General features: G+C 45.4%; 24 protein-coding genes and 1 riboswitch. Of the genes, 10 read left to right on the forward strand and 14 right to left on the reverse strand.

The features are described from left to right. Positions 1-298: 298 nt before the first annotated feature. The 9 genes from mioC to ASV53_RS08775 all read right to left on the reverse strand — a co-directional run bounded on the left by mioC (position 299) and on the right by ASV53_RS08775 (position 7,479). Positions 299-745 carry an FMN-binding protein MioC gene (mioC, locus tag ASV53_RS08735; protein WP_094956814.1) on the reverse strand — a complete coding sequence of 149 codons (447 nt, stop codon included), beginning with the start codon at positions 743-745 and terminating at the stop codon, positions 299-301. A gap of 323 nt (positions 746-1,068) precedes the next feature. Next, positions 1,069-2,436, reverse strand: coding sequence for a tRNA uridine-5-carboxymethylaminomethyl(34) synthesis GTPase MnmE (gene mnmE / locus ASV53_RS08740; RefSeq protein WP_062690418.1), 1,368 nt, complete (start codon positions 2,434-2,436; stop codon positions 1,069-1,071). Between the two features lie 186 nt (positions 2,437-2,622). Next, on the reverse strand, positions 2,623-4,236 hold the full coding sequence (gene yidC, locus ASV53_RS08745; protein WP_094956815.1) for a membrane protein insertase YidC: 1,614 nt from the start codon (positions 4,234-4,236) through the stop codon (positions 2,623-2,625). A gap of 2 nt (positions 4,237-4,238) precedes the next feature. Continuing rightward, the gene (gene yidD, locus ASV53_RS08750; RefSeq protein WP_083540919.1) at positions 4,239-4,496 is read right to left on the reverse strand and encodes a membrane protein insertion efficiency factor YidD; all 258 of its coding nucleotides are present in this window, start codon (positions 4,494-4,496) and stop codon (positions 4,239-4,241) included. Continuing rightward, the gene (rnpA, locus tag ASV53_RS08755; protein ID WP_062690417.1) at positions 4,463-4,819 is read right to left on the reverse strand and encodes a ribonuclease P protein component; all 357 of its coding nucleotides are present in this window, start codon (positions 4,817-4,819) and stop codon (positions 4,463-4,465) included. The genes yidD and rnpA overlap by 34 nt, the downstream gene beginning before the upstream one ends. 12 nt (positions 4,820-4,831) lie before the next feature. Continuing rightward, the gene (gene rpmH, locus ASV53_RS08760) at positions 4,832-4,966 is read right to left on the reverse strand and encodes a 50S ribosomal protein L34 (RefSeq protein ID WP_006233350.1); all 135 of its coding nucleotides are present in this window, start codon (positions 4,964-4,966) and stop codon (positions 4,832-4,834) included. Positions 4,967-5,116: 150 nt separating this feature from the next. Then, positions 5,117-5,887 carry an amino acid ABC transporter ATP-binding protein gene (locus tag ASV53_RS08765; RefSeq protein WP_094956816.1) on the reverse strand — a complete coding sequence of 257 codons (771 nt, stop codon included), beginning with the start codon at positions 5,885-5,887 and terminating at the stop codon, positions 5,117-5,119. After that, positions 5,884-6,555, reverse strand: coding sequence for an amino acid ABC transporter permease (locus ASV53_RS08770; protein ID WP_094956817.1), 672 nt, complete (start codon positions 6,553-6,555; stop codon positions 5,884-5,886). The genes ASV53_RS08765 and ASV53_RS08770 overlap by 4 nt, the downstream gene beginning before the upstream one ends. A 168-nt stretch (positions 6,556-6,723) precedes the next feature. Next, on the reverse strand, positions 6,724-7,479 hold the full coding sequence (locus tag ASV53_RS08775; RefSeq protein ID WP_094956818.1) for an amino acid ABC transporter substrate-binding protein: 756 nt from the start codon (positions 7,477-7,479) through the stop codon (positions 6,724-6,726). Between the two features lie 307 nt (positions 7,480-7,786). On the opposite strand from ASV53_RS08775, the gene dnaA reads away from it, so the two are divergent. The 5 genes from dnaA to ibpA all read left to right on the forward strand — a co-directional run bounded on the left by dnaA (position 7,787) and on the right by ibpA (position 14,518). Continuing rightward, positions 7,787-9,196: a chromosomal replication initiator protein DnaA gene (gene dnaA / locus ASV53_RS08780; RefSeq protein WP_062690415.1), complete on the forward strand. Its 1,410-nt coding sequence runs from the start codon at positions 7,787-7,789 to the stop codon at positions 9,194-9,196. A 1-nt stretch (position 9,197) separates the two neighbouring features. Then, complete coding sequence (gene dnaN, locus ASV53_RS08785) at positions 9,198-10,298, forward strand: DNA polymerase III subunit beta (RefSeq protein WP_094956819.1); 1,101 nt, start codon at positions 9,198-9,200, stop codon at positions 10,296-10,298. Between the two features lie 3 nt (positions 10,299-10,301). Beyond that, on the forward strand, positions 10,302-11,381 hold the full coding sequence (recF, locus tag ASV53_RS08790) for a DNA replication/repair protein RecF (RefSeq protein WP_062690414.1): 1,080 nt from the start codon (positions 10,302-10,304) through the stop codon (positions 11,379-11,381). A gap of 19 nt (positions 11,382-11,400) precedes the next feature. Further along, positions 11,401-13,818, forward strand: coding sequence for a DNA topoisomerase (ATP-hydrolyzing) subunit B (gene gyrB / locus ASV53_RS08795; protein WP_062690413.1), 2,418 nt, complete (start codon positions 11,401-11,403; stop codon positions 13,816-13,818). A gap of 259 nt (positions 13,819-14,077) precedes the next feature. Continuing rightward, positions 14,078-14,518 (forward strand): small heat shock chaperone IbpA, encoded by a 441-nt coding sequence (gene ibpA / locus ASV53_RS08800; protein WP_062690412.1) that lies wholly within the window; start codon positions 14,078-14,080, stop codon positions 14,516-14,518. A gap of 247 nt (positions 14,519-14,765) precedes the next feature. Here the strand turns inward: ibpA and ASV53_RS08805 are convergent, their stop codons facing one another. From ASV53_RS08805 to glyQ, 3 genes are all read right to left on the reverse strand, one after another. Then, positions 14,766-16,010 (reverse strand): valine--pyruvate transaminase, encoded by a 1,245-nt coding sequence (locus ASV53_RS08805; protein ID WP_094956820.1) that lies wholly within the window; start codon positions 16,008-16,010, stop codon positions 14,766-14,768. Positions 16,011-16,386: 376 nt separating this feature from the next. Next, entirely contained in the window at positions 16,387-18,471 is a 2,085-nt protein-coding gene (glyS, locus tag ASV53_RS08815; RefSeq protein WP_094956822.1) for a glycine--tRNA ligase subunit beta, read from the reverse strand. Positions 18,472-18,480: 9 nt separating this feature from the next. Further along, the gene (gene glyQ, locus ASV53_RS08820) at positions 18,481-19,392 is read right to left on the reverse strand and encodes a glycine--tRNA ligase subunit alpha (protein WP_094956823.1); all 912 of its coding nucleotides are present in this window, start codon (positions 19,390-19,392) and stop codon (positions 18,481-18,483) included. 277 nt (positions 19,393-19,669) lie between these two features. On the opposite strand from glyQ, the gene ASV53_RS08825 reads away from it, so the two are divergent. From ASV53_RS08825 to ASV53_RS08835, 3 genes are all read left to right on the forward strand, one after another. After that, positions 19,670-20,359 carry a YiaD family glycine zipper/OmpA-like lipoprotein gene (locus ASV53_RS08825; RefSeq protein WP_189337850.1) on the forward strand — a complete coding sequence of 230 codons (690 nt, stop codon included), beginning with the start codon at positions 19,670-19,672 and terminating at the stop codon, positions 20,357-20,359. 136 nt (positions 20,360-20,495) lie between these two features. Then, positions 20,496-20,597, forward strand: a riboswitch (yybP-ykoY riboswitch). A gap of 94 nt (positions 20,598-20,691) precedes the next feature. After that, a complete protein-coding gene (locus tag ASV53_RS08830) occupies positions 20,692-21,249 on the forward strand; it encodes a TMEM165/GDT1 family protein (RefSeq protein WP_094956824.1) in 558 nt (185 codons plus the stop codon). Positions 21,250-21,472: 223 nt separating this feature from the next. Next, entirely contained in the window at positions 21,473-21,736 is a 264-nt protein-coding gene (locus ASV53_RS08835; protein ID WP_062690408.1) for a hypothetical protein, read from the forward strand. Between the two features lie 28 nt (positions 21,737-21,764). Here the strand turns inward: ASV53_RS08835 and tusA are convergent, their stop codons facing one another. Then, positions 21,765-22,016: a sulfurtransferase TusA gene (gene tusA, locus ASV53_RS08840; protein WP_048900114.1), complete on the reverse strand. Its 252-nt coding sequence runs from the start codon at positions 22,014-22,016 to the stop codon at positions 21,765-21,767. A 137-nt stretch (positions 22,017-22,153) separates the two neighbouring features. Between tusA and ASV53_RS08845 the strand changes: the two genes are divergently transcribed. Further along, complete coding sequence (locus ASV53_RS08845) at positions 22,154-22,339, forward strand: hypothetical protein (protein WP_048900060.1); 186 nt, start codon at positions 22,154-22,156, stop codon at positions 22,337-22,339. A 122-nt stretch (positions 22,340-22,461) separates the two neighbouring features. Beyond that, on the forward strand, positions 22,462-23,403 hold the full coding sequence (locus ASV53_RS08850) for a LysR family transcriptional regulator (RefSeq protein ID WP_094956825.1): 942 nt from the start codon (positions 22,462-22,464) through the stop codon (positions 23,401-23,403). A 116-nt stretch (positions 23,404-23,519) separates the two neighbouring features. Here ASV53_RS08850 and acuI read toward each other — a convergent pair whose 3' ends face one another. Then, positions 23,520-24,500, reverse strand: a complete 981-nt coding sequence (acuI, locus tag ASV53_RS08855; RefSeq protein ID WP_062690407.1) for an acrylyl-CoA reductase (NADPH) — start codon at positions 24,498-24,500, stop codon at positions 23,520-23,522. Positions 24,501-24,624: the final 124 nt, after the last annotated feature.

Consider the following 24,624-nt stretch of genomic DNA (forward strand, 5'->3'; position numbering starts at 1 on the left):
ATATATAAAGATCTTTTAGAGAGATCTTTTATTAGATCTATTATTAGGATCGCCCGATCGTGTGGGTAACTGATAAATGATCCTAATGATCATGGTGTTAGAGACGATCATTTCTTGTGGAGTAGCATGGATCATCTTTAGGATTAGCTGGGATCAAAATGGCTACTTATCAACAGGGCAAACCCGACCTCTAACTTATGCAATGGATAACTATGGGTTGATCACCGTTTAGATCTATAGTTATCCACAGAAGAAAGAGCAAAAAAGCCCTTAAAATGGGATTAAAATCGGTTAAATTTTAATCTTTAAGGTGTACTTTCCACGTTGCTAGCCAGTTTTCAGCAGGATCTTCAGGTACGGGATGTTGAGACATATCGATATGAAGAGGCTCTCCAATACGTTGAGCGCCGAGTTTTGTTAGCTGTTGATCGATGATTTTGGCCGCTGCACAGAAGGTATCGTAGCTTGAGTCGCCAAGCCCGATGATGCCGTATTTCAGCTGTGAAAGGTCTGACTGATGGGTGTGTAGTTCAGCCATAAAAGGCTGGATATTGTCAGGGAGTTCACCAGCACCATGGGTAGAGCACACCACCAGCCAGTAACCGCTTGTCGGCGTATCACTGAGCTCTGCTCGGTTAATGGTTTCAGTGGTGTGGTTATCGTCTTCTAGCAGCTCAGCAAGGTGGTCAGCGACATATTCTGCGCCGCCTAAGGTGCTACCAGTGATCAGAGTGATATGGCTCATTGTTATTCTCGTTCGGTTTTATTGATAGAAGAATTCTCTTATTTAGGGGTAATTGTACGCGGATGCGGGCGAGATAACAGAGAGTAAATGTAGGGGCTTTGAGTCGGACTTGCTGAAGAAAGCTATTAGCAATGATGATTATGGTTAGCTTTTATTTGCGTGACAAGAGCGGGAATAGGGCGGGAATAGGGCGGTTTCCGTTGAGGGTAACGGATGGAAGAAAGTTGCTTAACTGATTGTTGGTAAAGTGGAATGTGTTGTTACGTCAGAATTACCCACAGGATAAACAGTCTCCTGTGGGTATGATCAATGTTTGGATCGTCTTATTTACCAATGCAGAATGAAGTAAAGATCCGACCGAGAAGATCGTCTGAGCTAAACTCACCCGTGATCTCACTGAGGTGCTGTTGAGCGAGGCGAAGTTCTTCCGCTAAGATCTCACCAGCCATATAGCCTTCAAGCTGATTTTTACCGATTTCAAGGTGTTCAGCGGCTCGTTCAAGCGCATCTAAGTGGCGACGACGCGCCATAAATCCACCTTCTGTGGTGCCTGAGAAGCCCATACATTCTTTTAAATGTTCCCGTAAGCTATCCACGCCTTCGCCTGTACGCGCGGATAAACGGACAAGTGTTGGGTTGTTTACGTGGCAGATGCCTGCGTCTTCTCCGGTCAGTTCTACTTTATTACGGATCACTGTCAGGCCCATACTGTCTGGCAGACGCTCAATGAAGTCAGGCCAAATTTCTGCAGGGTCAGTTGCATCAGTGGTGGTGCCATCGACCATGAATAATACGCGGTCGGCTTGTTGAATTTCATCCCACGCTCGTTCGATACCTATGCGCTCGACTTCGTCAGAGGCTTCACGTAAGCCTGCGGTATCGATAATGTGCAATGGCATGCCATCAATGTGGATATGCTCGCGTAGGACGTCACGGGTGGTGCCTGCAATGTCAGTGACAATCGCAGAGTCTTTGCCAGAGAGGGCGTTGAGTAAGCTGGATTTACCGGCGTTAGGGCGGCCTGCAATCACCACTTTCATCCCTTCTCGGATAATGGCGCCTTGGTTGGCTTCACGACGCACGGCTTCGAGATTATCCATGATACCAAGTAAGTCTTTACTTACCTTACCATCGGATAAAAAGTCGATTTCTTCTTCAGGAAAATCAATCGCGGCTTCGACGTAAATTCGAAGGTGAATGAGGGCTTCTACCAGTTCATTCACCTTATTTGAGAAAGCGCCTTGCAGCGATTTGAATGCACTCTTTGCGGCTTCTTCTGAGCTGGCATCAATTAAATCGGCAATGGCTTCGGCTTGGGCTAAGTCGAGTTTATCGTTCATGAAAGCACGTTCAGAGAACTCACCAGGACGGGCCGCACGGATACCATCTAGCTTCAAGATGCGTTTAATCATCATATCCATCAGGACTGGACCACCGTGGCCTTGCAGCTCTAACACGTCTTCGCCGGTAAACGAATTTGGCCCTTTAAAGAATAACGCGATGCCCTGATCCAGTGCGCTTCCATCTTCATTTTTGAAAGGCAGGTATTCGGCGTAACGAGTTTTGAGTTCGCGCCCAGCAACAGCCAGTGCAACTTCCGTTGCCTTTGGGCCAGAAACGCGGATGATGCCAACGCCACCGCGGCCTGGCGGTGTCGCTTGCGCAACTATGGTATCAGTATGTTCGATCATAACTTTGGCTTAATTCGTAAAATTCGCGCTAATTGTAAACAGAGTTGATGGGAATGCCTAGCAGTGCATGTGCAGTACTTGGCTGGCATTTATCAATCTGAGTAAGTACCTGCTAACAACTATAGGATAAAACAGGCATAAAAAAGGCGACCCTAAGGTCGCCTTTTAGCAATGAAGACTGAGCAATTACTTGCTATGCAGACCTTTCTTCTCGAGCGCACGGTAAATCAACGTTTGTTGAATTAGTGTCACTACGTTCGATACTAGCCAGTAAAGTACTAGGCCAGATGGGAAGAACAAGAAGAAGAAAGTGAACATCACAGGCATGAATGTCATGATCTTCTGCTGCATTGGATCCGTTACTGTTGTCGGGCTCATTTTTTGAATCATGAACATCGACGCACCCATTAAGATAGGCAAGATGTAGTACGGGTCTTGTGCTGATAAGTCATGGATCCAGCCAAAGAACGGCGTATGGCGCAGTTCAACTGATTCCATTAATGCCCAGTACAATGAAATGAAGATAGGCATTTGTAGCAAGATAGGTAGACAGCCACCCAGTGGGTTCACTTTCTCTTTCTTGTACAGCTCCATCATTTCTTGGCTCATGCGTTGACGGTCATCGCCTAAACGCTCACGCATTGCAGTCAGCTTAGGCTGAAGCATGCGCATTTTTGCCATTGAGGTGTACTGTGCTTTCGTTAGTGGGTACATAGCACCACGTACGATGAATGTAAGCACCATGATCGCTAGACCCCAGTTCACAACGATGCTCTGAATGAACGAAAGCAATGTGTGTAGTGGGCTTGCGATAAACCATAACCAACCGTAATCAACAGTAAGGTTTAAGTTTTTCGCTGTCGCTTCCATTTGGTCTTGTAGTTTAGGACCAACCCAAAGCGTTGAGGTTAGTGTTTCCTCACCACCTGCTGGAATGGTTGCCGCTGGAAGGCGAACACCGATGTAACCTTGACCGTCGCTTGCACGGGTGTATAGGTTAGATGCGTCTTCAGTACGTGGGATCCAAGCTGAAACGAAGTAGTGTTGCAGCATTGCAGCCCAACCCTGATGCGTAGACAGGTTAAGGTTTTTATCCTGCATGTCATCAAAGCTGTATTTTTTGTAGTTGGTATCGTCAGTTGAGTATGCGCCGCCACGGTATGTTGGCATGGTTAGGCTACCACCGTCGTCCATCAGGCTTTGGCGTAGCTGTGCGTACATTTGTACGTTTGCCGCTTTATCTGATTGGTTATCGATAGTGTATTGCACATCAACCGCGTAGCTACCACGTTTAAGCACAAAGGTCTTAACGTAGTTAATGCCATCTTGGCTGTATGTCATTGGTACGCGGATTTCGTCTTGGCCATCAGCCAGGTTGAAATCAGTACCTTCAATCTTAAGTTGTGCACGACCATTTGTAGAGTCGATACCATTTGCGCCAATCAGACCTGATTGAGCGATGTAACGGTGACCTTCTACATTTTTCAGTAGAACAAATGGGTCTTCTGAATCAAGTTCGTTGTTGTAAGCAAGCAGTTTTGCTTCAATAACGTCACCACCTAGCGTATCGACAGTTAGCGCCAGTACATCAGTGTTGATGGTAATAAGGTTGTTGGACGTGATTAAGTCTGTAACGGGTTGGCCATCTGCAGAATGTGAAGGCACATCACCACTGTTGTTAACTTGCTGCGCTACACCCTGGCTTTGAGGCTGAGGGTTGTTGTCCATATTCCACTGTTGGAACAGTAGGAAAGAGACAAACAGTAGGGCAATTAACAGAATATTGCGTTGGGAATCCATCGTTAATTATCTCTGTCGTTATGCTTGGTTGGCGGAACGGGGTCAAAACCACCGTCGTTTAAAGGATGACATCTTAATAGACGTTTCGCTGCTAACCAACAACCTTTTATCGCTCCATGTGCTTTTACAGCTTCAATAGCGTATTGAGAACATGTAGGGGTAAAACGACAGCGTGGCCCGAGTAACGGACTAATTGCCAGTTGGTAAAAGCGGACTAGTCGTACGACTAGCCACGCGAAGGGCGAGACAGGCGATGCCATAATTTATCTAACAGTTTAAATAACTCTTCGTTGCTCAGCTCTTGAGCACTCTTCTTGGCAATCACGACGAAATCTTTCGCAGGCAGGTCAGCTTGCTTTAAACGGAAACTTTCTCGAACAATACGTTTGAATCGGTTTCTGTTAGGTGCAGTTTTAATCTGTTTCTTAGGAACAGCAAGACCAAGGCGAGGAAGGTTTAGGTCGTTAGGACGGGCAAGAATAGTTAAGTGAGGAGAGCCAGCACGATGAGCTTGCTGGAAGACTTTTTTATAATGTTCGGGAGTTAACAGACGTAACTCCCGAGAAAAGGCTAGCTTATTCAAAATAATCTGAGATTATTTAGAAAGGCGCTTACGGCCTTTAGCACGACGTGCATTGATTGTTGCGCGACCGTTCTTAGTTGCCATGCGAGCACGGAAACCGTGGCTGCGCTTGCGCTTTAGAACTGAAGGTTGAAAAGTGCGTTTCATGGTATTACCTTAAATTAACTGATCAGTTTTTAAGTTTGTTATTTAGTTTCGGACATAAAAATATCCTCGACCTCTAACAAAGAGGCGGAATTGTAATCACTGACACATAAAGAGTCAATCATTATACCCATCAAAAAGACGGGCGCTGCATTATACTTTTTGTTGGTCCGAGTGCAAGGATCCTTTATTGATCCCAACCTGTTTCAAGAATCTCTGTAGTCTGGGATCGTTTGGGTGGCCAAAGATCTGATCCGGAGAGCCTTGTTCGACGAAGCCACCATCCGCCATAAAGATCACTCTATCAGCCACTTCTCGGGCAAATTGCATCTCATGAGTGACCACTAACATGGTTTGATGACGGGTCGCTAGTTTCTTCATTAATGTCAGTACTTCACCGACCCATTCAGGATCCAATGCCGAGGTGGGTTCATCAAATAATAGTAGCTCGGCGTCTAATGCCATGGCGCGACCAATTCCGACCCGCTGTTGCTGTCCCCCTGATAATGCGGCAGGGTACGCATCCCCTTTATCGCCGAGCCCTATGTCATCCAATATTTGTTGGGCATGTTCATATGCTTTTGCTTTATCCCAACCTTTGACGGTGATCAGGCCTTCAGCAATGTTCTGTTTGGCGGTCATATGGGAGAAAAGGGCGTAGTTTTGAAAGACAAACCCTGTTTTTCGACGTAGATCCAGAATATCGCGCTGTTTAGCCGTTTGGCTGTCGACGTTGACATCATCAATGCGGATATGGCCTTGATCGGCCCGCTCTAGAAAGTTAATACAGCGCAATAAAGTGGATTTACCGGTCCCTGAAGGCCCAATGATCACCACGATTTCACCTTTATTGATGGTTAAATCCAGATCAGAAAAAACCGTACTGTCGCCAAAACGCTTGGTGAGATGGGTAAAATTAATCATCGTTGGTATGCCTTATTGAGTTTGGTTTCAGCCCAGTATTGAACGCGAGTTAGTACCACGACCATTAGCCAGTAGATAAGTGCGACAGCCAAAAAGGCTTCAAAAAACTTAAAACTGGATGATGCTTCCATTTGGGCTCGAGCCATAATTTCAGCCACCCCTAACGTAAAAGCTAGCGAGGTGGATTTGATCATATCGATGAAGTAATTCATCAGCGAAGGTAGCGCAATTCGGGTGGCCTGCGGCAAAATAACTCTGCGCATGGCTTGGAGTTCGGTCATACCGATCGACAAGCTGGCTTCCATTTGACTCCGATCAATACCATTGATCGCGGCACGGATACTTTCGGCTTTATAGGCAGCAAAGTGAAGGCTTAATCCGATAACAGCCGCGCTGAAGGCATCTAAACCGATAAAAATAGGAAAGACTTGCGGTAAACCGTAATAAAGCAGGAACAACTGCACCAGCAGTGGCGTACCTCGGAAGAAGCTTATATAGAGCTGTGCTAATTGGTTAAGCACAGGAATGCGATAAACGCGAATGAGCGCAATAACAACGGCAATAATGAGTGAAAAGAGTAAGCCCCATAACGCCATCGTTAAGGTTACCCCGAGGTAACCCATTAAAATGGGTATTAAGGAAAGCATGTAGTCAAAATCAAAACCCATGATGGTGGATGTCCCATGTTTAAGGTGGTTTACGACCGATTACTCACTAGTATGTTATTCAATCGCAAGTAGAAAAAAGTAATAAGAATAAAAAGAGGCGCTAAGCGACAAAACTCACCCGAAGGTGAGTTTAAGTGTACTCGGTAAACGATAAGTCGGTGTGCTGGCTTATTTGGTGATATCGGCATCAAACCACTTAATCGAAATATTGGCCAAAGTCCCATCGTCACGCATAGCCGTGAGTGCGGTATTTACTTGGTCACGTAACTGCTGGCCTTTTTCACTTTTTACGAATGGCCATGCATTTTCAATGGTCTCAAAAGGCTGGCCTGCAAGTTGTAGTGGTAAGTTGGCTTTTTTAATCAGTTCTAACGATGATAAACGGTCCATGACAAAAGCATCTGTACGGCCTAATGCAACATCATGTTCAATGCCTGTGTCATAGGTTTTTATTTCAATTTCGCTGGCATTCGTGAGTTTTCGTAGCAATTGCTCGTAATTAGACCCTAAGTTAACCCCAACTTTTTTGCCTGCCAAATCATGGGTACTTTGGATGCTGTCGTTACCTTTACGCACTACAAGTTGAGCACCATCAACCACATACGCATCAGAGAACGCATATTTGCTCACACGCTCTGGGGTTATGGTTATTTGGTTAGAGATGGTGTCGATTCTGCCTGTTTCTAATAGGCCAAATAAGCCAGAGAAACTGGCGGTGACAAACTCCACGTTATAGTCATTACGTTTGGCAATTTCATTCCATAAATCAACCTCAAAACCTTGTAATTTATCTTGTTTTACAAAAGTGAACGGAAAGTAACGACCAGACATCCCCACTTTTACGTCGGTGGCGGCTTGAACGGCTTGGGTTGCCCCGAGTGTGAGGGCTACAGCGGTAAGTGTGGTTTTTATCCAGCGTTTCATTCTGTCTACTCCTTGGCTGACATTGTTTTTGTGCTGAAACATCCTACTTGTTTATAAGTCTGTTAATTAAATAACGTTGAGTTATTAAAGATAACCATTTGTAAGGTTAGGATGATCCAGGCTGTTGTTGATAATATTGTGGGTAATCAGGGGGGAATATGTGCTGATCCGCGGCTCTATTGTGTGAATTATGTGAATAACTCGGATCTTATTCACTGGATCTGCGATCTCTTTGCTGGCGATCCTGCGCCAGCAGGTATAAAATTAGCTCCCTTTTTGTGTTTTGTTATTCAGTGTGGAGTCGAACTTGTCATCTTCGCTATGGTTGCAGTGCCTTCAACGTTTTCAGGAAGAGCTCTCTGCAACAGAATTCAGCATGTGGATACGTCCTTTACAGGCTGAATTAAACGATAATACGCTGACTTTGTTTGCGCCAAACCGCTTCGTGCTGGATTGGGTCAGAGATCGGTATCTCAACAACATCAACCGTCAGCTTAATGAGTTCTGCGGTAATGATGTGCCTGTCCTACGATTTGAAGTGGGCAGCCGCCCTGTGTCTGCTCCACCGCCACGGCCGATAGCCGCTGCTGCGCCGCCAGTCTTTCATGTCGCGCCAGCCCCTATTGTTCATGAGCCACCGCAACGTCAGTGGGAACCTGCGCCGTCACCAGTACAGCCTGAAACCCAAGTGGGTTTTCGCTCGAACGTGAACCCGAAACACAACTTCAATAACTTTGTTGAAGGTAAATCAAACCAATTAGGTTTAGCGGCTTGTCGTCAAGTGGCTGACAACCCAGGTGCTGCCTATAACCCGTTGTTTTTATATGGCGGAACAGGTTTAGGTAAAACACACTTATTACACGCGGTGGGTAATGCGATAGCCGATCGCAAACCTAACGCCAAAGTGGTGTACATGCACTCTGAGCGCTTTGTTCAAGATATGGTAAAAGCCCTACAGAACAATGCGATAGAAGAATTTAAGCGTTACTACCGTAGCGTGGATGCTTTGTTGATCGATGATATTCAATTTTTCGCCAACAAAGAGCGCTCACAAGAAGAATTCTTCCACACCTTCAATGCATTACTGGAAGGTAACCAGCAAATTATTCTGACATCAGACCGCTACCCGCGTGAAATCAGTGGGGTAGAAGATCGTCTGAAATCGCGTTTTGGTTGGGGCCTAACGGTTGCTATTGAACCGCCTGAACTGGAAACACGCGTGGCTATCTTAATGAAGAAAGCCGAGCACAATAATATTCGCCTAGCTGACGAAGTGGCATTTTTCATTGCTAAACGTTTACGCTCGAATGTGCGTGAGCTAGAAGGGGCATTAAACCGCGTTATTGCCAATGCCAATTTTACTGGTCGTGCAATTACCATCGATTTTGTTCGTGAAGCGCTACGTGATTTGCTTGCGTTACAAGAAAAATTGGTAACCATCGATAATATCCAGAAGACTGTCGCCGAATACTATAAAATAAAGATGGCTGATATGCTGTCGAAGCGTCGTTCTCGCTCTGTTGCTCGTCCTCGTCAAATGGCGATGGCACTGTCGAAAGAGCTGACGAACCATAGCTTGCCAGAAATCGGTGATGCATTTGGTGGTCGTGACCATACAACCGTATTGCATGCTTGTCGTAAGATTGAGCAGCTGCGTGAAGAAAGCCACGACATCAAAGAAGATTATTCAAACTTAATTAGAACACTGTCGTCTTAATATGAAATTTTCCGTTGAACGTGAACATTTATTAAAACCGCTGCAGCAGGTCTCTGGTGCATTAGGCGGTCGTCCATCGTTACCGATCCTAGGTAACTTGTTACTGCAAGTCACTGATGGTTGGCTATCAATGACGGGTACCGACTTAGAAGTAGAGTTGGTGGCTAAACTGGCGTTAGACGGCGATTACGAAGCTGGTGCGATCACTGTGCCTGCGCGTAAGTTCCTCGATATTTGTCGTGGTTTACCTGACACTTCAGCGATCAAGATTGCTCTTGAAGGCGATCGGGTGATTATTCGTTCTGGTCGTAGCCGTTACACCTTAGCAACGCTACCGGCCAATGACTTTCCCAATATCGACGATTGGCAAAGTGAAGTTGAGATGACGTTGCAGCAAGGCCAAATGCGCCAGCTAATCGATAGCACTCAATTTTCAATGGCACACCAAGACGTACGCTACTACCTAAACGGTATGTTGTTTGAAACGGATGGTCAGCACTTACGTTCGGTAGCAACAGACGGCCACCGCATGGCGGTGTGTGCGATCAACATCGAGCAAGAATTGCCAAGCAAACAAATTATTGTGCCACGTAAAGGGGTCTTAGAGCTGGTACGTCTATTAGATACGCCTGATGCTCAAGTCACCATTCAAATTGGTAATGCCAATTTGCGTGCAACGGTTAATAATTTTGTCTTTACCTCTAAACTTGTTGATGGTCGCTTCCCTGACTATCGTCGAGTGATGCCACAAAATACCACTAAAACATTAGAAGCAAGTTGTGATGATTTGCGTAAAGCCTTCGCGCGTGCCGCGATTTTATCTAATGAAAAATTCCGTGGTGTACGTGTTAACTTTGTTGGTAATGAAATGCGCATTACAGCCAATAACCCAGAGCAAGAAGAAGCTGAAGAGTTTCTTGATGTTAGCTACGATGGGGATGATCTAGAGATTGGTTTTAATGTTAGCTACGTACTGGATGTGCTTAATACCCTTAAGTGTGAACAAGTGCGTATGTCGCTTAGCGATGCGAATGCTAGTGCGTTAATTGAAGACTGTGCCAACGACGAAGCCATGTATGTGGTCATGCCAATTCGACTATAAGGCATGGCGTTAACCCGACTTATAATCAAAGACTTCCGAAATATTGAAGCTTGCGATGTGACTTTATCAGCAAGCTTTAATTTTCTTATCGGGGCTAATGGCAGCGGTAAAACCAGTGTGTTGGAAGCGGTGCACTATTTAGGACATGGCCGCTCGTTTCGCAGCCATTTAACCAGTAGAGTGATCCGTCATGAGCAAAATGAATTGTTTATTCATGGCCGTATTCAGCACGACAATCACCTTGAGCTTCCGCTTGGCTTAAATAAAAAAAGAGACGGTACCGCCGAAGTCAAAATAGCGGGCGAAACAGGGCAGAAAATGGCGCAGCTTGCGCAAGTTTTACCACTGCAGCTAATCACGCCAGAAGGGTTTGAATTACTGAGTGGAGGCCCGAAATTTCGTCGTGCGTTTATCGACTGGGGCGTATTTCATGTCGAACCGCGTTTTTATCAAGCGTGGAGCCGTATTAAGCGGCTGACTAAACAACGTAATGCGTTATTAAAAACCGCGCAGAGTTATCGCGAACTCAGTTATTGGGATCAAGAACTCGCACAGCTAGCTGAGTCGATCAGTGTATGGCGTGATGAGTATCTGCAAGCCGTAAAAGTGAAAGCCACGGAAATTTGCCAAGGCTTTCTACCCGAATTTGATATCCAGCTAGGGTATTACCGTGGCTGGGAAAAAGAAACACCGTATGCCGAGCTGTTGAAACGCAATTTTGAGCGTGACTGTCAGCTTGGCTATACCGTAGGTGGGCCGCATAAAGCCGATTTACGAATTAAAGTGGCTGGTACGCCAGTGGAAGATGTGTTGTCGCGTGGTCAATTGAAGTTGATGATGTGTGCGTTACGTTTAGCACAAGGAACCCATCTTACTGAGGCGACCGGTAAACAGTGTATTTACCTTATTGATGATTTTGCTTCCGAGCTGGATAGCCATCGGCGTGCGCTGTTAGCGCAACGGTTAAAAGAAACCAACGCCCAGGTATTCATCAGTGCAATTAGCGAGAACCATGTGGCTGATTTGCAAGATGAACATGGCAAGATGTTCCACGTGGAGCACGGTAAAATAACCGAAGGATAATTTAAGCGAGAGTAACTCAATGTCCAACAATTACGATTCATCAAGCATTAAGGTGCTTAAGGGCCTAGATGCGGTACGTAAGCGCCCAGGGATGTACATTGGCGATACCGATGACGGTACTGGCCTGCACCATATGGTTTTTGAGGTCGTCGATAACTCTATCGATGAAGCTCTTGCTGGCCATTGTGAAGACATCATTGTCACTATCCACGAAGATGGTTCCGTTTCGGTAAGCGATGACGGCCGTGGTATCCCAACTGAAATTCACGAAGAAGAGGGTGTATCAGCTGCTGAAGTTATCATGACGGTACTTCATGCCGGTGGTAAATTCGATGATAACTCCTACAAAGTATCGGGCGGTTTGCACGGTGTAGGTGTTTCTGTTGTGAACGCACTATCAGAAAAAGTCGAACTGACGATTCACCGTAAAGGTGATATTCATCAGCAAGTTTATTGCCATGGTGAGCCGCAATCGCCGCTAGCCGTTATTGGTGATGCTGGTGAGCGTACAGGTACGCGTATTCGTTTCTGGCCAAGTGCAGATACTTTCGCAATTCTTGAGTTCCAATACGAAATTTTAGCCAAGCGTTTACGCGAGCTGTCTTTCCTTAACTCTGGCGTATCGATTAAATTAATTGATGAGCGTGAAGAAGGTAAGCAAGACCACTTTATGTATGAAGGTGGTATTAAAGCGTTCGTTGAGCACTTGAATCGCAATAAAACACCGATTCACCCGAAAGTTTTCCACTTCAATTTTGAACGTGAAGACGGTATTTCTGTTGAAGTTGCAATGCAGTGGAACGATGGTTTCCAAGAAAACATCTACTGTTTCACCAACAACATCCCACAACGCGATGGTGGTAGTCACCTTGCTGGTTTCCGTGGCGCACTTACGCGTACACTGAATACTTTCATGGACAAAGAAGGCTACTCGAAGAAAGCAAAAGCGGCGACATCTGGTGATGATGCCCGTGAAGGTTTGACCGCAGTAGTATCAGTTAAAGTTCCTGATCCTAAGTTCTCTAGCCAAACCAAAGATAAACTAGTATCAAGTGAAGTGAAGCCTGCCGTTGAATCGGCAATGGGTGAGAAGCTGAGTGAGTTCTTGCTAGAAAACCCATCAGATGCGAAAACCGTTTGTACTAAGATTATTGATGCGTCTCGTGCACGTGAAGCTGCACGTAAAGCTCGTGAAATGACACGCCGTAAAGGTGCGCTAGATTTAGCAGGTCTACCAGGTAAACTGGCTGATTGTCAGGAAAAAGACCCTGCACTATCTGAACTATACATAGTGGAAGGGGACTCTGCTGGCGGTTCAGCCAAGCAGGGGCGTAACCGTAAAAACCAAGCGATTTTGCCACTAAAAGGTAAAATTCTAAACGTAGAAAAAGCCCGTTTCGATAAGATGCTATCTTCACAAGAAGTCGCCACCCTGATCACTGCGATGGGTTGTGGTATCGGTCGTGACGAATACAACCCGGATAAATTGCGTTACCACAGCATCATCATCATGACCGATGCCGATGTCGATGGTTCGCACATCCGTACGTTACTATTGACCTTCTTCTACCGTCAAATGCCAGAGCTGATCGAACGTGGCCACATCTTTATTGCTCAGCCACCGCTTTACAAAGTGAAGAAAGGTAAGCAAGAGCAATACATCAAAGATGATGAAGACATGAACCAGTACCAAGTATCATTGGCATTGGACAGTGCATCACTCTTTACAAGTGAAGGTGCACCAGCAATCACAGGTCTTGCACTTGAAAACCTGGTGAAGCAATACAATGCAGGCATGAAGTTAGTAACGCGCATGAGCCGTCGTTACCCTACGATTCTGTTGAATGAATTGGTATACCAACCTCGTTTAACAACCGACATGCTCGCAACTGAATCTGTTGTAACTGAATGGTTAGCACCAGTGATTGACGCGTTAAATGCAAAACAATCGGGTGAGAGTCAGTTTACGGCAGCGGTTGTTCGTGATGAAGAAAACAATGCGTTCTTACCGAAAGTGGTTGTTCGTACTCACGGTGTTGATTACGAATACGCATTAAGCTTCGATTTCATTAACTCAAAAGAGTACGCGAAGCTGGCTGATCTTTCTGAAGCACTTCATGAGCTACTGGACGAGTCTGCATTTGTACAACGTGGTGAGCGTAAGCAAGCGGTAACAAGCTTTGAAGAAGCGTTGAACTGGTTGATTAAAGAATCACGTCGTGGCCTGTCACTACAGCGTTACAAAGGTCTTGGTGAGATGAACCCTGATCAGCTGTGGGAAACCACGATGGATCCTGAATCGCGTCGTATGATGCAAGTAACTATCAATGATGCTGTTGCGGCTGATGAATTGTTCACTACACTAATGGGTGATCAGGTTGAACCGCGTCGTCACTTCATTGAAGAGAACGCATTGAACGCAAACCTAGACGTGTAGTTTTAATTAAACACACGGAATAGCTATAAAAACGTCGCCAAGTGCGACGTTTTTTTTGCTTTTTATTTGAATGGGTTAGGCTAAATTAAGTTTTTTTTGAAATTTTTTACGCTTTAGCCCTTGGAAAAAACAGAGCGAATCCCTATATCTATTAGTGAAGAGCAAGACGCCAGAGACTGGGTCGAGCGACAGGTTTGTCCTATAGAGGAAAGCCACTTCATACTTTGATTAACTTATTGCTTCTTAGAAGGATAGTATTATGCGCAACGTAGATTTCACTCCTCTTTACCGTTCAGCTATTGGTTTTGATCGTCTGTTTAACCAGATGGAAAAGAACTTCAGTAGCAACAACAATACCGGTTACCCTCCGTACAATATCGAACAGCAAGATGAAAACCATTACCGCATTACTATGGCAGTGGCAGGTTTTGCTGAAGAGCAACTTGATATTACCCAACAACAGACTATTTTGATTGTTCGTGGTACACGTGAAGATGCGAAAACTGAGCGTGAGTACTTATACCAAGGTATTGCTGAGCGTGATTTTGAACGCAAATTCCAATTGGCTGACTACGTGAAAGTGGTTGGTGCCCAGATGGAAAATGGTTTATTGCATGTTGAATTGGAACGCGAAGTTCCAGAAGAGCAAAAACCCCGAAAAATTGCGATTAACGGTAACCGCTTACTCGAAAGCGAATAAGCCACTCTCGCCATAATAGCGATTGAGAAGAGCAGTGAAGGTCAGCGAAAGCTGACCTTTTTTATTGGCTGCTATTTAGCAGATAAAAAAGGATTTAGAGTGAGTCCATGTTTCACGTGAAGAACGCCATCTCATTTTTTAGTTTTGATAGGCATTGCCGAGTTACAGCCTACCGTTATTGTTGCCATAAAAAAGCAGCCATAGGCTGCTTAATAAATAAAAGGAGTGAGTTTTCTAACGAGATGAATCAGCTTTGATACGCCTTCGCTATTTCCTCTGCAATAACGGTAATGCCTTTTTTCATGTCCTCATCACTCTGTACGTAATTCATTCGTAGACATTCATGGCCGTGTTGCCAATCACCTTGTAAGCCAATAAAGAAATATTCACCAGGCACGATCAGTACCCCGCGTGCTTTTAAGCGGCGGTAGAGTTCCATCGTGGTGATAGGTAAATCTTTAAACCATAACCATAAGAACATCGCACCTTCGGGCTTATGGATCCGAAAGCGAGGATCGGGAATGGCAGCTTGTAGTAACTCGACCGCTTGCTGAGATTTACGTAAGTAGAAGGGTTTTATCACTTGCTCACTTAACGTGAGTAAATCATCTTGCTCTATCATTTTATGGGCAATGGCGGGGCCAACGCTACCTGGTGCTAAGCTCAATACGCCATTCATGTTGGCTAAGGCTGTTGTGATCTCTTCACTCGCAATCACAATGCCACAGCGTAATCCGGGTAACCCGAGCTTGGATAAGCTCATACATAAAATGGTGTTGCTGTTCCAGAAAGGGGTGACATCAGCAAAGATGATATCGGGGAATGGCATGCCGTAGGCATTATCGATGATCAATGGAATGTCGTGCTGGCGAGCTAATTTATCGAGATGGTGAATTTCTTCATCTGTCAGCACATTTCCAGTTGGGTTAGTCGGGCGTGAAGCACAAATAGCCCCTATGCTGTCATCAACGACCAAATGGTCAAAATCAACGTGGTATTTGAACTGTCCGTTATTCAATAGGGTGATTTCAGGCTTGTACGAAATGAACATATCTTCGCTTAATCCTGAGTCACCATAGCCAATATATTCAGGTGCCAGTGGTAATAAGATTTTCTTTTTCGTTCCATCAAACTCACCCGCCAGTAGATTGAATAGGTTAAAGAAAGCACTTTGACTACCGTTGGTAAGGCTGATATTACTTGGCTTAATGTCCCAGCCATAGGTTGTTTTCATTAAATTGGCGAGTGCGTTAATGAAGGTGTTTTTACCTTGTGGACCATCATAGTTGGTCATCGCCGCGGTGAGTTCGCCACTAGCAGCCATTGTTTGGGTGAGTTGATTGAAGTATTCAACCATCTCTGGGATTTGGGCTGGATTACCCCCGCCTAGCATTACGGCATCGGGATTACGTAATCCATCGTTTAGGTCTTCCATTAATTGGGTGATACCCGAATAACGGCCAAACTTATCTCCGAACTTTGAAAACTCCATCTTTACTTCCGACCTCAGCATGTTGCTCTTAGATTTATCGTTATTACATAGCTGTATAACTTATGCTCAACTGTCAACATACCTGATCCCATCATGAAGGAAAAGCCAGTTTTTCATTTCAGTTAAATGGTAAGCGCAGTGAGCTTTAGCTGTAACAAGTGTAGCCAAAGTGCACGAGCGTGTTCCACGTGAAACGGCGGAAGAGAGTGCAGTAAAGAATGAATACGAAATAGAGGATGATGAAATTGGAGAGTGTCACTGTAAAGGCGACAAGATACCAATCGCCAGAATACGGCGGCTAGCAGCAAAAGTGCAGTACAATAAAAAAAGCCCCACTAACAGTGGTTAGTAGGGCTTCAATTCGTCGTGCATTAACTTACTTTTGTAGTAGCGAAATATCCGCAACTTTAAAGAATTCGTTACGCAGCTGGCTTAGCATTGTCAGACGGTTCACTTTTAGTTTCTCGTCATCAGCCATAACCATTACGTTATCGAAGAATGCATCAACAGCTTCACGCAGTGTTGCTAGATCAGAAAGCGCTTGCTGGTAATCGCCTTGGGCAAATACAGGGACTAGCTTTTCAAGCATCGCAGCAATGTCAGCTGCAAGTGCTTTCTCTGCATCTTCCACTAATAGGCTGCTATCAACGTTTGCTGCTAGCTCACCGTCGAATTTTGCCAGAATATTACCAACACGCTTGTTTGCGGCCGCCAGTGATTCAGCTGCATCTAGTGAGCGGAAGTGACTTACGGCTTTAACGCGTTTGTCGAAGTCTGCAGGTTGCGTTGGACGCAGTGCCAGTACTGCTTGAATCACGTCTACGCTGTGACCTTCATCTTGGTACCATGCACGGAAACGGCCTAGCATGAAGTCGATCACTTCTGCTTCTACGTTGTCGTTGGTTAGCTTGCTTGAACCATCTTCGTTAGCAAAGAGCGATTTCGCTTTTGCGATCAGGTCAGCCAAGTCTAGGTTGTAGCCTTTCTCAACGATAATACGCAGTACACCTAGGGCAGCACGACGAAGTGCAAATGGGTCAGAACCTTTCGGTGCTTGGCCAATACCAAAGATACCTACAAGCGTATCGATCTTGTCAGCCATAGCAACGGCTGCTGAAACACCCGTACTTGGCAGTTCATCGCCAGCAAAGCGAGGCATGTATTGCTCGTTCAGTGCTAGTGCAACATCTTCAGCTTCACCATCGTGACGTGCGTAGTGCATGCCCATTACACCTTGGGTATCGGTAAATTCGAATACCATCGATGTCATTAGGTCACACTTAGCCAATAGGCCAGCACGCTTCGCGTTGGTCACATCTGCGTCAATTTTTTCTGCAATGTAACCAGCAAGCTCAGTAATACGATCGGTTTTATCTTTGATCGTACCCAGTTGCTTTTGGAAGATAGCGTTTTCTAGTTCAGGCAAGCGATCGACAAGCGGGCGCTTGCGGTCGGTGTTGAAGAAGAACTCAGCATCAGCAAGGCGAGGGCGAACAACTTTCTCGTTACCTTCGATAATTTGACGAGGGTCTTTTGAAATGATGTTCGATACAAAGATGAACTTCGGTACTAGGTTGCCTTCAGCATCGTATACCGGGAAGTACTTCTGATCGCCTTTCATGGTGTAAACCAATGCTTCAGACGGTACGTTCAGGAAGTCTTCTTCAAAAGAAGCGGTAAGCACAACTGGCCATTCAACCAGTGAGGTTACTTCTTCAACCAGCTCATCTTCAAGATCGGCGGTACCACCAACTGCATCAGCTGCTTTTTTAGCATCAGCAAGAATGATCGCTTTACGTGCTTCGTAATCAACCATTACTTTACCGCGTTCTTCAAGAATCGCAGGGTATTGGTCAGCATGATCAATCGTAAATTCAGCTTCACCCATGAAACGGTGACCACGAATAGTACGTGCCGATTCAACACCAAGAATAGTGCCAGGGATTAGCGTGTCGCCAAGCAGCATGGTTAGCGTTTTAACTGGGCGGATAAATTGTGTTTCTTTATCGCCCCAGCGCATTGGCTTAGGAATAGGTAGCTTCGCTAGTGCGTTAGCTGCCATTTCACAAAGAAGCGCATCTGCCGATTTGCCTTTTACTTCTTGTTTAAACAGCAGCCACTCGCCTTTGTCTGTAACTAGACGGTCAGCTTGCTCAACGGTAATACCATTACCACGCGCCCAGCCTTGAGCGGCTTTGGTTGCGTTACCCTCTGCATCAAATGCAACTGAAACAGCAGGACCACGTTTCTCCACTACTTTATCTGGTTGGCCTTCAGCCAGCGCAGAAACCTTAAGAGCAAGACGACGCGGTGCAGCAAACCATTTCACACCTTGGTGTGGCAGTGACGCAGCTTTTAGCTCTGCTTCAAAATTTGCAGCGAACGCTTCAGCCAAAGTACGAAGTGCTTTTGGTGGTAGCTCTTCAGTACCTAGCTCAATAAGGAAATTGTGTTCAGCCATGCTTTATCCTTACTTGTCTTTTTTGCACATAGGGAAGCCAAGTGCTTCACGAGAAGCATAATAAGCTTCTGCCACTTGCTTCGTTAAGTTACGGATACGCAGGATGTAGCGTTGACGTTCAGTAACCGAGATAGCTTTACGTGCATCAAGTAAGTTGAATGCATGACCTGCTTTAAGAATACGCTCGTAAGCAGGTAGTGACAGTGGTGTCTCTAGTGCTAGTAGTTCCTGACACTCTTTTTCGCACTGGTCGAAGAAGGTGAATAGGAAATCAACGTCGGCGTGTTCGAAGTTGTAAGTTGATTGCTCAACTTCATTTTGGTGGAAGATGTCACCGTAGGTTACTTTACCTAGCGGGCCATCAGTCCATACAAGATCGTAAACAGAGTCTACACCTTGGATGTACATGGCTAGACGCTCAATACCGTAAGTGATTTCGCCTGTTACAGGGTTACACTCAAGGCCACCAACCTGCTGGAAGTAAGTGAACTGAGTCACTTCCATGCCGTTAAGCCATACTTCCCAGCCAAGACCCCAGGCACCCAATGTTGGGTTTTCCCAGTTGTCTTCTACAAAACGGATATCGTGTACTTGCGTATCGACGCCTAGCGCTTCTAGTGAACCTAGGTACAGTTCTTGGATGTTGTCGGGTGATGGTTTAATGATCACCTGGAACTGGTAGTAGTGCTGAAGACGGTTTGGATTCTCACCATAGCGGCCATCGGTAGGACGGCGAGATGGTTGTACGTACGCTGCTGCAATAGGCTCTGGACCTAGAGCACGTAAACATGTCATTGGGTGAGAGGTACCTGCACCTACTTCCATGTCTAGTGGTTGTACAATGGTACAACCCTGCTGGCCCCAGTAATCCTGCAGCGCGAGGATCATGCCCTGAAAGGTTTTAATATCGAATTTCTGCATTGTCAGCTTCGCGAGATTAGTGGATTAAAAGAAAATGTCATAACAAACCAGTATACCTTGCCAGCTAAGGTGCGAGTAGAGCTAGTGCATGTTTTTTATCCATCCTGGTCTAAATTGCTATGAGAAATTAGTGGTGAGTGCAGATTATTGCTCTGTATGTGCTTTTTTGACATTCCCTTGATGATTTTTATGATTGAGCTCATTACAATTCGGCGAAATTAAAGCGCCGGCATAATGGATGCTAAGAGCGTACTAAAGACAAACGAGTGTAGACGCAATGAATGTACAAGCAGGTGGTAAAGCAAGTAAATGGCTACGCAGTGTTGTAGTGGCTTTAGGTGTGACTATGATGGTTAGCGGGTGTTCGACTGTTAATCCATATACCCGTGAAGATCAAACAGCGAAAGCAACGAGTGGAGCTTTGATTGGTGCGATGGCGGGAGCGGCAATCGGTGTTGCGTCTTCAAGTAAAAAAGACCGTGGTAAAGGGGCGTTAATTGGTGCTGCATCTGGTGCTGCATTAGGTGGTGGTATTGGTTACTACATGGATGTGCAAGAGACTAAGCTACGTCAGCAACTTGAAGCTTCAGGCATTAGCGTGACCCGTAATGGTAACGATATTATTTTGAATATGCCGAATGAAATTACGTTTGGTTTTGATCAATCTGATTTAAGCAGTCGTGCAAAAACCGCTTTAAGCAATGTAGCTTTAGTGGCGAAAGAATATGACAAAACAGCGTTGAACGTTTACGGTTTTACCGACAGTAAAGGCACGGCACAATATAATCTGCGTTTATCGCAAGTACGTGCGAGTGAAGTGAGTAACCACCTTATTCGTCAAGGTGTGGGTGTAAACCGTGTTATGACTAAAGGTATGGGTGAAGCGCATCCGATTGCGTCAAACAATTCCGAGCAAGGTCGCGCACAAAACCGTCGTGTCGAGATTGTATTGAGTCCAATATCTTAATCTTGCTATTGGCGTTAATACCACGAATATAAGTGGTTAAATGCAAGGCTAGCACTAAGTGCTAGCCTTTTTTTGTTCGTAAGCATTTACACTTTTGCGCTTGTTTCCCGTAATGACACTCGCTATTATTGCGGCTCCTTTGGGGAGTAGCCTCTCGATCTATCGAGATAATCGTCAACATAATTGAAGCAAAATCTTCATGGCGATTATGACTCACACTAATCCTACTAGTGAGTTTGGCGAGACCATTGGTAAACCAACATGAACCGGGGTGGGGCATGTCTGTTTGCCTATGGTTCTAATTATTATCCTCGCCCCCAAGAGTATCTGTCGTGAGTGTTCTCGCTGTTTCTATTACTACCGTTGCCTTAGCCGAAATTGGTGATAAAACCCAATTGTTATCATTGCTGCTGGCAAGCCGTTATCGCAAACCTCTTCCTATCATTTTAGCGATTTTTTTAGCCACGATTGCCAATCACGCCTTAGCTGCTTGGCTTGGTGTTGTGGTTGCAGACTACCTAACACCAGAGGTACTCAAATGGGTACTTGTGATTAGCTTCGTTGCAATGGCAGGTTGGATTCTTATTCCAGATAAGCTTGATGACGATGAGAAAATCTCAAACCGAGGGCCTTTTGTTGCCAGTTTTATTGCCTTCTTTATTGCGGAAATTGGCGACAAAACTCAAGTCGCAACTACTATGTTGGGGGCTAAATACCATGATGCTTTATTGCTGGTGGTGATAGGGACGACCGTGGGCATGTTATTGGCGAACGTGCCAGTGGTGCTTATTGGTAAACTTTCTGCAGATAAAATGCCGTTGGATTTGATCCGTAAAATTACCGCGACCTTATTTGCAGGACTGGCAATTGCGGCGGCGGTTGGCTTATAAGCTGGCGACGAGCAGGGTGTCGATTGGGGGATCGTGTTCCACGTGGAACACTGGCACGTAATTTATGTTGTAGAGTGATGTGGTATATTTGGTCAATTAATGCCCTTGCTGTCACTGTGATTATTGAATGGAAAATCAATGAACTGTGACCTTTGCATCTGGTTGTTTATATCAGTTGTGCTAAGTTGGAAGTGCTTAAGTTGAGCCAAGATAGGAGGTTGTTATGATCCGTTATCTCGCCATTTCGCCGAAGAGCCAGTGCTGGCTTTTTCATATCGCACTTGCGCTAAATGTACTCGGTATGGTGTTAACTGATATGTGGTTACCTATGGTAGTCGGGGCGATTGTTACGACGTACCTATCGGTGGATGCTTTAGTACGGCTACGCTATGTCATTCCAATGAAAAAAGAACTGCGAGAGTTACGGCATGAGGTAGAGACTGCCCGTAATCTAGTTCGCGAAAGCTATGAGCAGCAAGAGAGATAACAAAAAGGCAGCTCATTGAGCTGTCTTTTTACTTTTCGCTGCCTTTGCGAATAAGAAAACGGTAAGGCAGGTTGTCGATTTCTGATGCCACTAAGGTGTGATCCATAAAGCGACAAAAGCTTGGAATATCACGGGTGGTTGAGGGATCATCAGCAATGATTAATAGGGTTTCGCCTTCAGTCATCTTCCTTACTGTTTTGCGTACCATCATTACTGGTTCTGGGCAACGAAGCCCCTGTGCTTCCAAGCTGTGAGTTGGGTTGTCAAAAATAGCAGTCATCATACACACATCTTTAGTTTCGAATTGTTGATCATACTGATGGATAAGAATTAATCAATAAGGGTTGGCAAAACAAAACAAAGGGTGTAACTTAATTAACAAGTCGTTAACGTTTTTCTAAAGGATTAGGAGGCATTATGTTGACTCACCTCGATCGTCTCACCATTTATAGCGTGTTGTGTTTTATCACCTTTTGTTCATTGGTGTTACGCGGCCCCGCAGACGCAAGCTTATTCGCACTGGGCGGTGTGATTGCAGCAGCCCTTGGCTTGTGGTTTGAACTTATGAATACCTCTGAACTTGAAGAAGAAGAATTGAAATAAGTTTAGGTACCGTATCTCACGAATACACTCTCCCTGTTTTCTTGGGCTTCCCCGCTTAATATAGCGGGATTTTTTTTATCTCACGCTGCATAATTTAACGGTCTAACGTTAAGGTGAAGTTTATGGAGCTGGAAGAAGTTTATCGTCGCGATCTCAATCTGCTGGTGGCACTGAAGGTCTTACTGGAAGAAGGCAGTGTCAGTCGGGCCGCAGTACGGTTGAATTTAAGTCAGTCGGCAATGAGTCGGGTGCTTGGCCGTTTACGTGAACTTTTATCTGATCCGCTTTTTACTCGCCAAGGGCAACACTTGCTGCCGACGCAGCGTGCGCTCGAATTGAGTGAAGCTTTAAACGATCCGCTTGAAGCATTACGTATCCTACTCACCCCGAATGACTTTCAGCCTGCGTTGTGCGATCAGCACTTTGTGATAGCCACGACCGACTACGCGATGCAAACCATTTTGCCGTTTGCCTTGCCACGCATTTACGAAGAAGCGCCGAATATTTCGTTAGAGTTTTCCCCATTGCAACATGATCACTTGCTGACTCAGCTCACGTCTGATGGTTGTGATATGGCGATCTGTCGACCGACAGGGCCAGTAGAACCTTTGTGCAAAGACAGCTTAGGTTTGGTGAGTGTGTTTTGTTTATTGTCACGTAATCACCCTTTGGCAGATAAAGTATTAACCTTGGATGATTACCTCACATCCCCCCATGCGATGATCGCGATCAGTGATGGCGTGAAGGCATTAATTGATGAGGCACTAAGAGGGTATCCCGAGCGTAAAATGGTATTACGGGCGTATCACTTGGAAGCCGCACTGACTATTGTCGATAAAATGCCACTGATGATCACAGTACCTGCGGATTTGGCGTACTTGGTGGCTGAAAGGCATGATTTAGTGGTGAAGCCGTTACCCTTTAAATTTGAGCCGTTTGATTATTCATTGATTTGGCATCCTAGGTGTGAGCATTCTGCCTCGCAGATCTGGCTACGTAATCTGATCCAAGAAGAGTGCGGTAAGCTTATCGCAAAGCGCATTCACGATATGGGGTTAGCCTAAGTATGATGTCACCGTGATTGTGGCGATCAAAAAACACGGCCATAAAAAAGGCCAGCATATTGCTGGCCAAGGTAGTCATTTTTTGTTGAGTTATCTTGCTATAGCTTGATAACCACTTATAGCTTAATAACGACGCGACCCGTGATTTGGCCACGAGTGATTGCCTCTGCACACTCAGGTACTTCTTCTAGTGCAACTTCACGGCAGGCTTGTTGGTAGAAGCTTGCTGGTAATAATTCTTCCAAACGTTGCCAAGCTTGCTGGCGCTTTTCAAACGGGCAAGATACGGAATCAACACCTTGTAGGCGTACGTTACGCAGAATGAATGGCATCACTGTTGTTGGTAAATCAAAACCACCGGCGAGGCCACACGCCGCAACCGCACCGTTGTAGTCCATTTGTGCCAATACTTTTGCTAATACTTTGCTACCAACAGTATCTACAGCGCCAGCCCATACTTGTTTTTCAAGCGGACGAGCTGGTTCTTCAAATTCACCACGTTCGATGATACGGCTTGCACCAAGCTGTTTAAGTAGCTCACCATTTTCTTCGATACGACCTGTGACTGCTGCTACTTGGTAACCCAACTGAGCGAGTAGTGTGACGGCAACTGAACCAACACCACCGCTTGCACCAGTAACAAGGATCTCACCCGCTTCTGGTTTAACGCCTGCATCAACAATTGCCTGTACACACAACATAGCGGTTAGACCTGCGGTACCGATCATCATGGCTTGTTTGCCGTCTAATTTTTTAGGCAGTGGTACTAACCAGTCTGCTTTTAGACGCGCTTTTTCTGCCATGCCACCCCAGTGACCTTCACCAACACCCCAGCCTGTGAGTACCACATTGTCGCCAGCTTGGTAGCGATCATCGGTAGATTCAACCACTTTACCCGCTAAATCAATACCGGGAACCATTGGGAATTGACGAACAATTCTTCCTTTACCTGTGATTGCTAGGCCATCTTTGTAGTTTAGCGATGAGTAATCTACATCGATCAGAACATCACCTTCGGGTAGTTGATCCGTTTCTAATTGACGAATACCCGCGATGGTTTTTTTATCTTCCTGATCGAGAACAAGTGCCTTAAACATAGGAATACTCCGGTAAATGGAAAAGTAAGTCTGTTTTGATGAAGAGAGTGTAGCTGGCAAGTGACTATGAATAAAATGAAACTTTATCATTTTATCTATGATTGTGATGCATGGATGGTAGGTG

It is taken from the genome of Photobacterium sanguinicancri (assembly GCF_002265265.1).
In the GTDB taxonomy this organism is placed as follows: Bacteria; Pseudomonadota; Gammaproteobacteria; order Enterobacterales; family Vibrionaceae; genus Photobacterium; species Photobacterium sanguinicancri.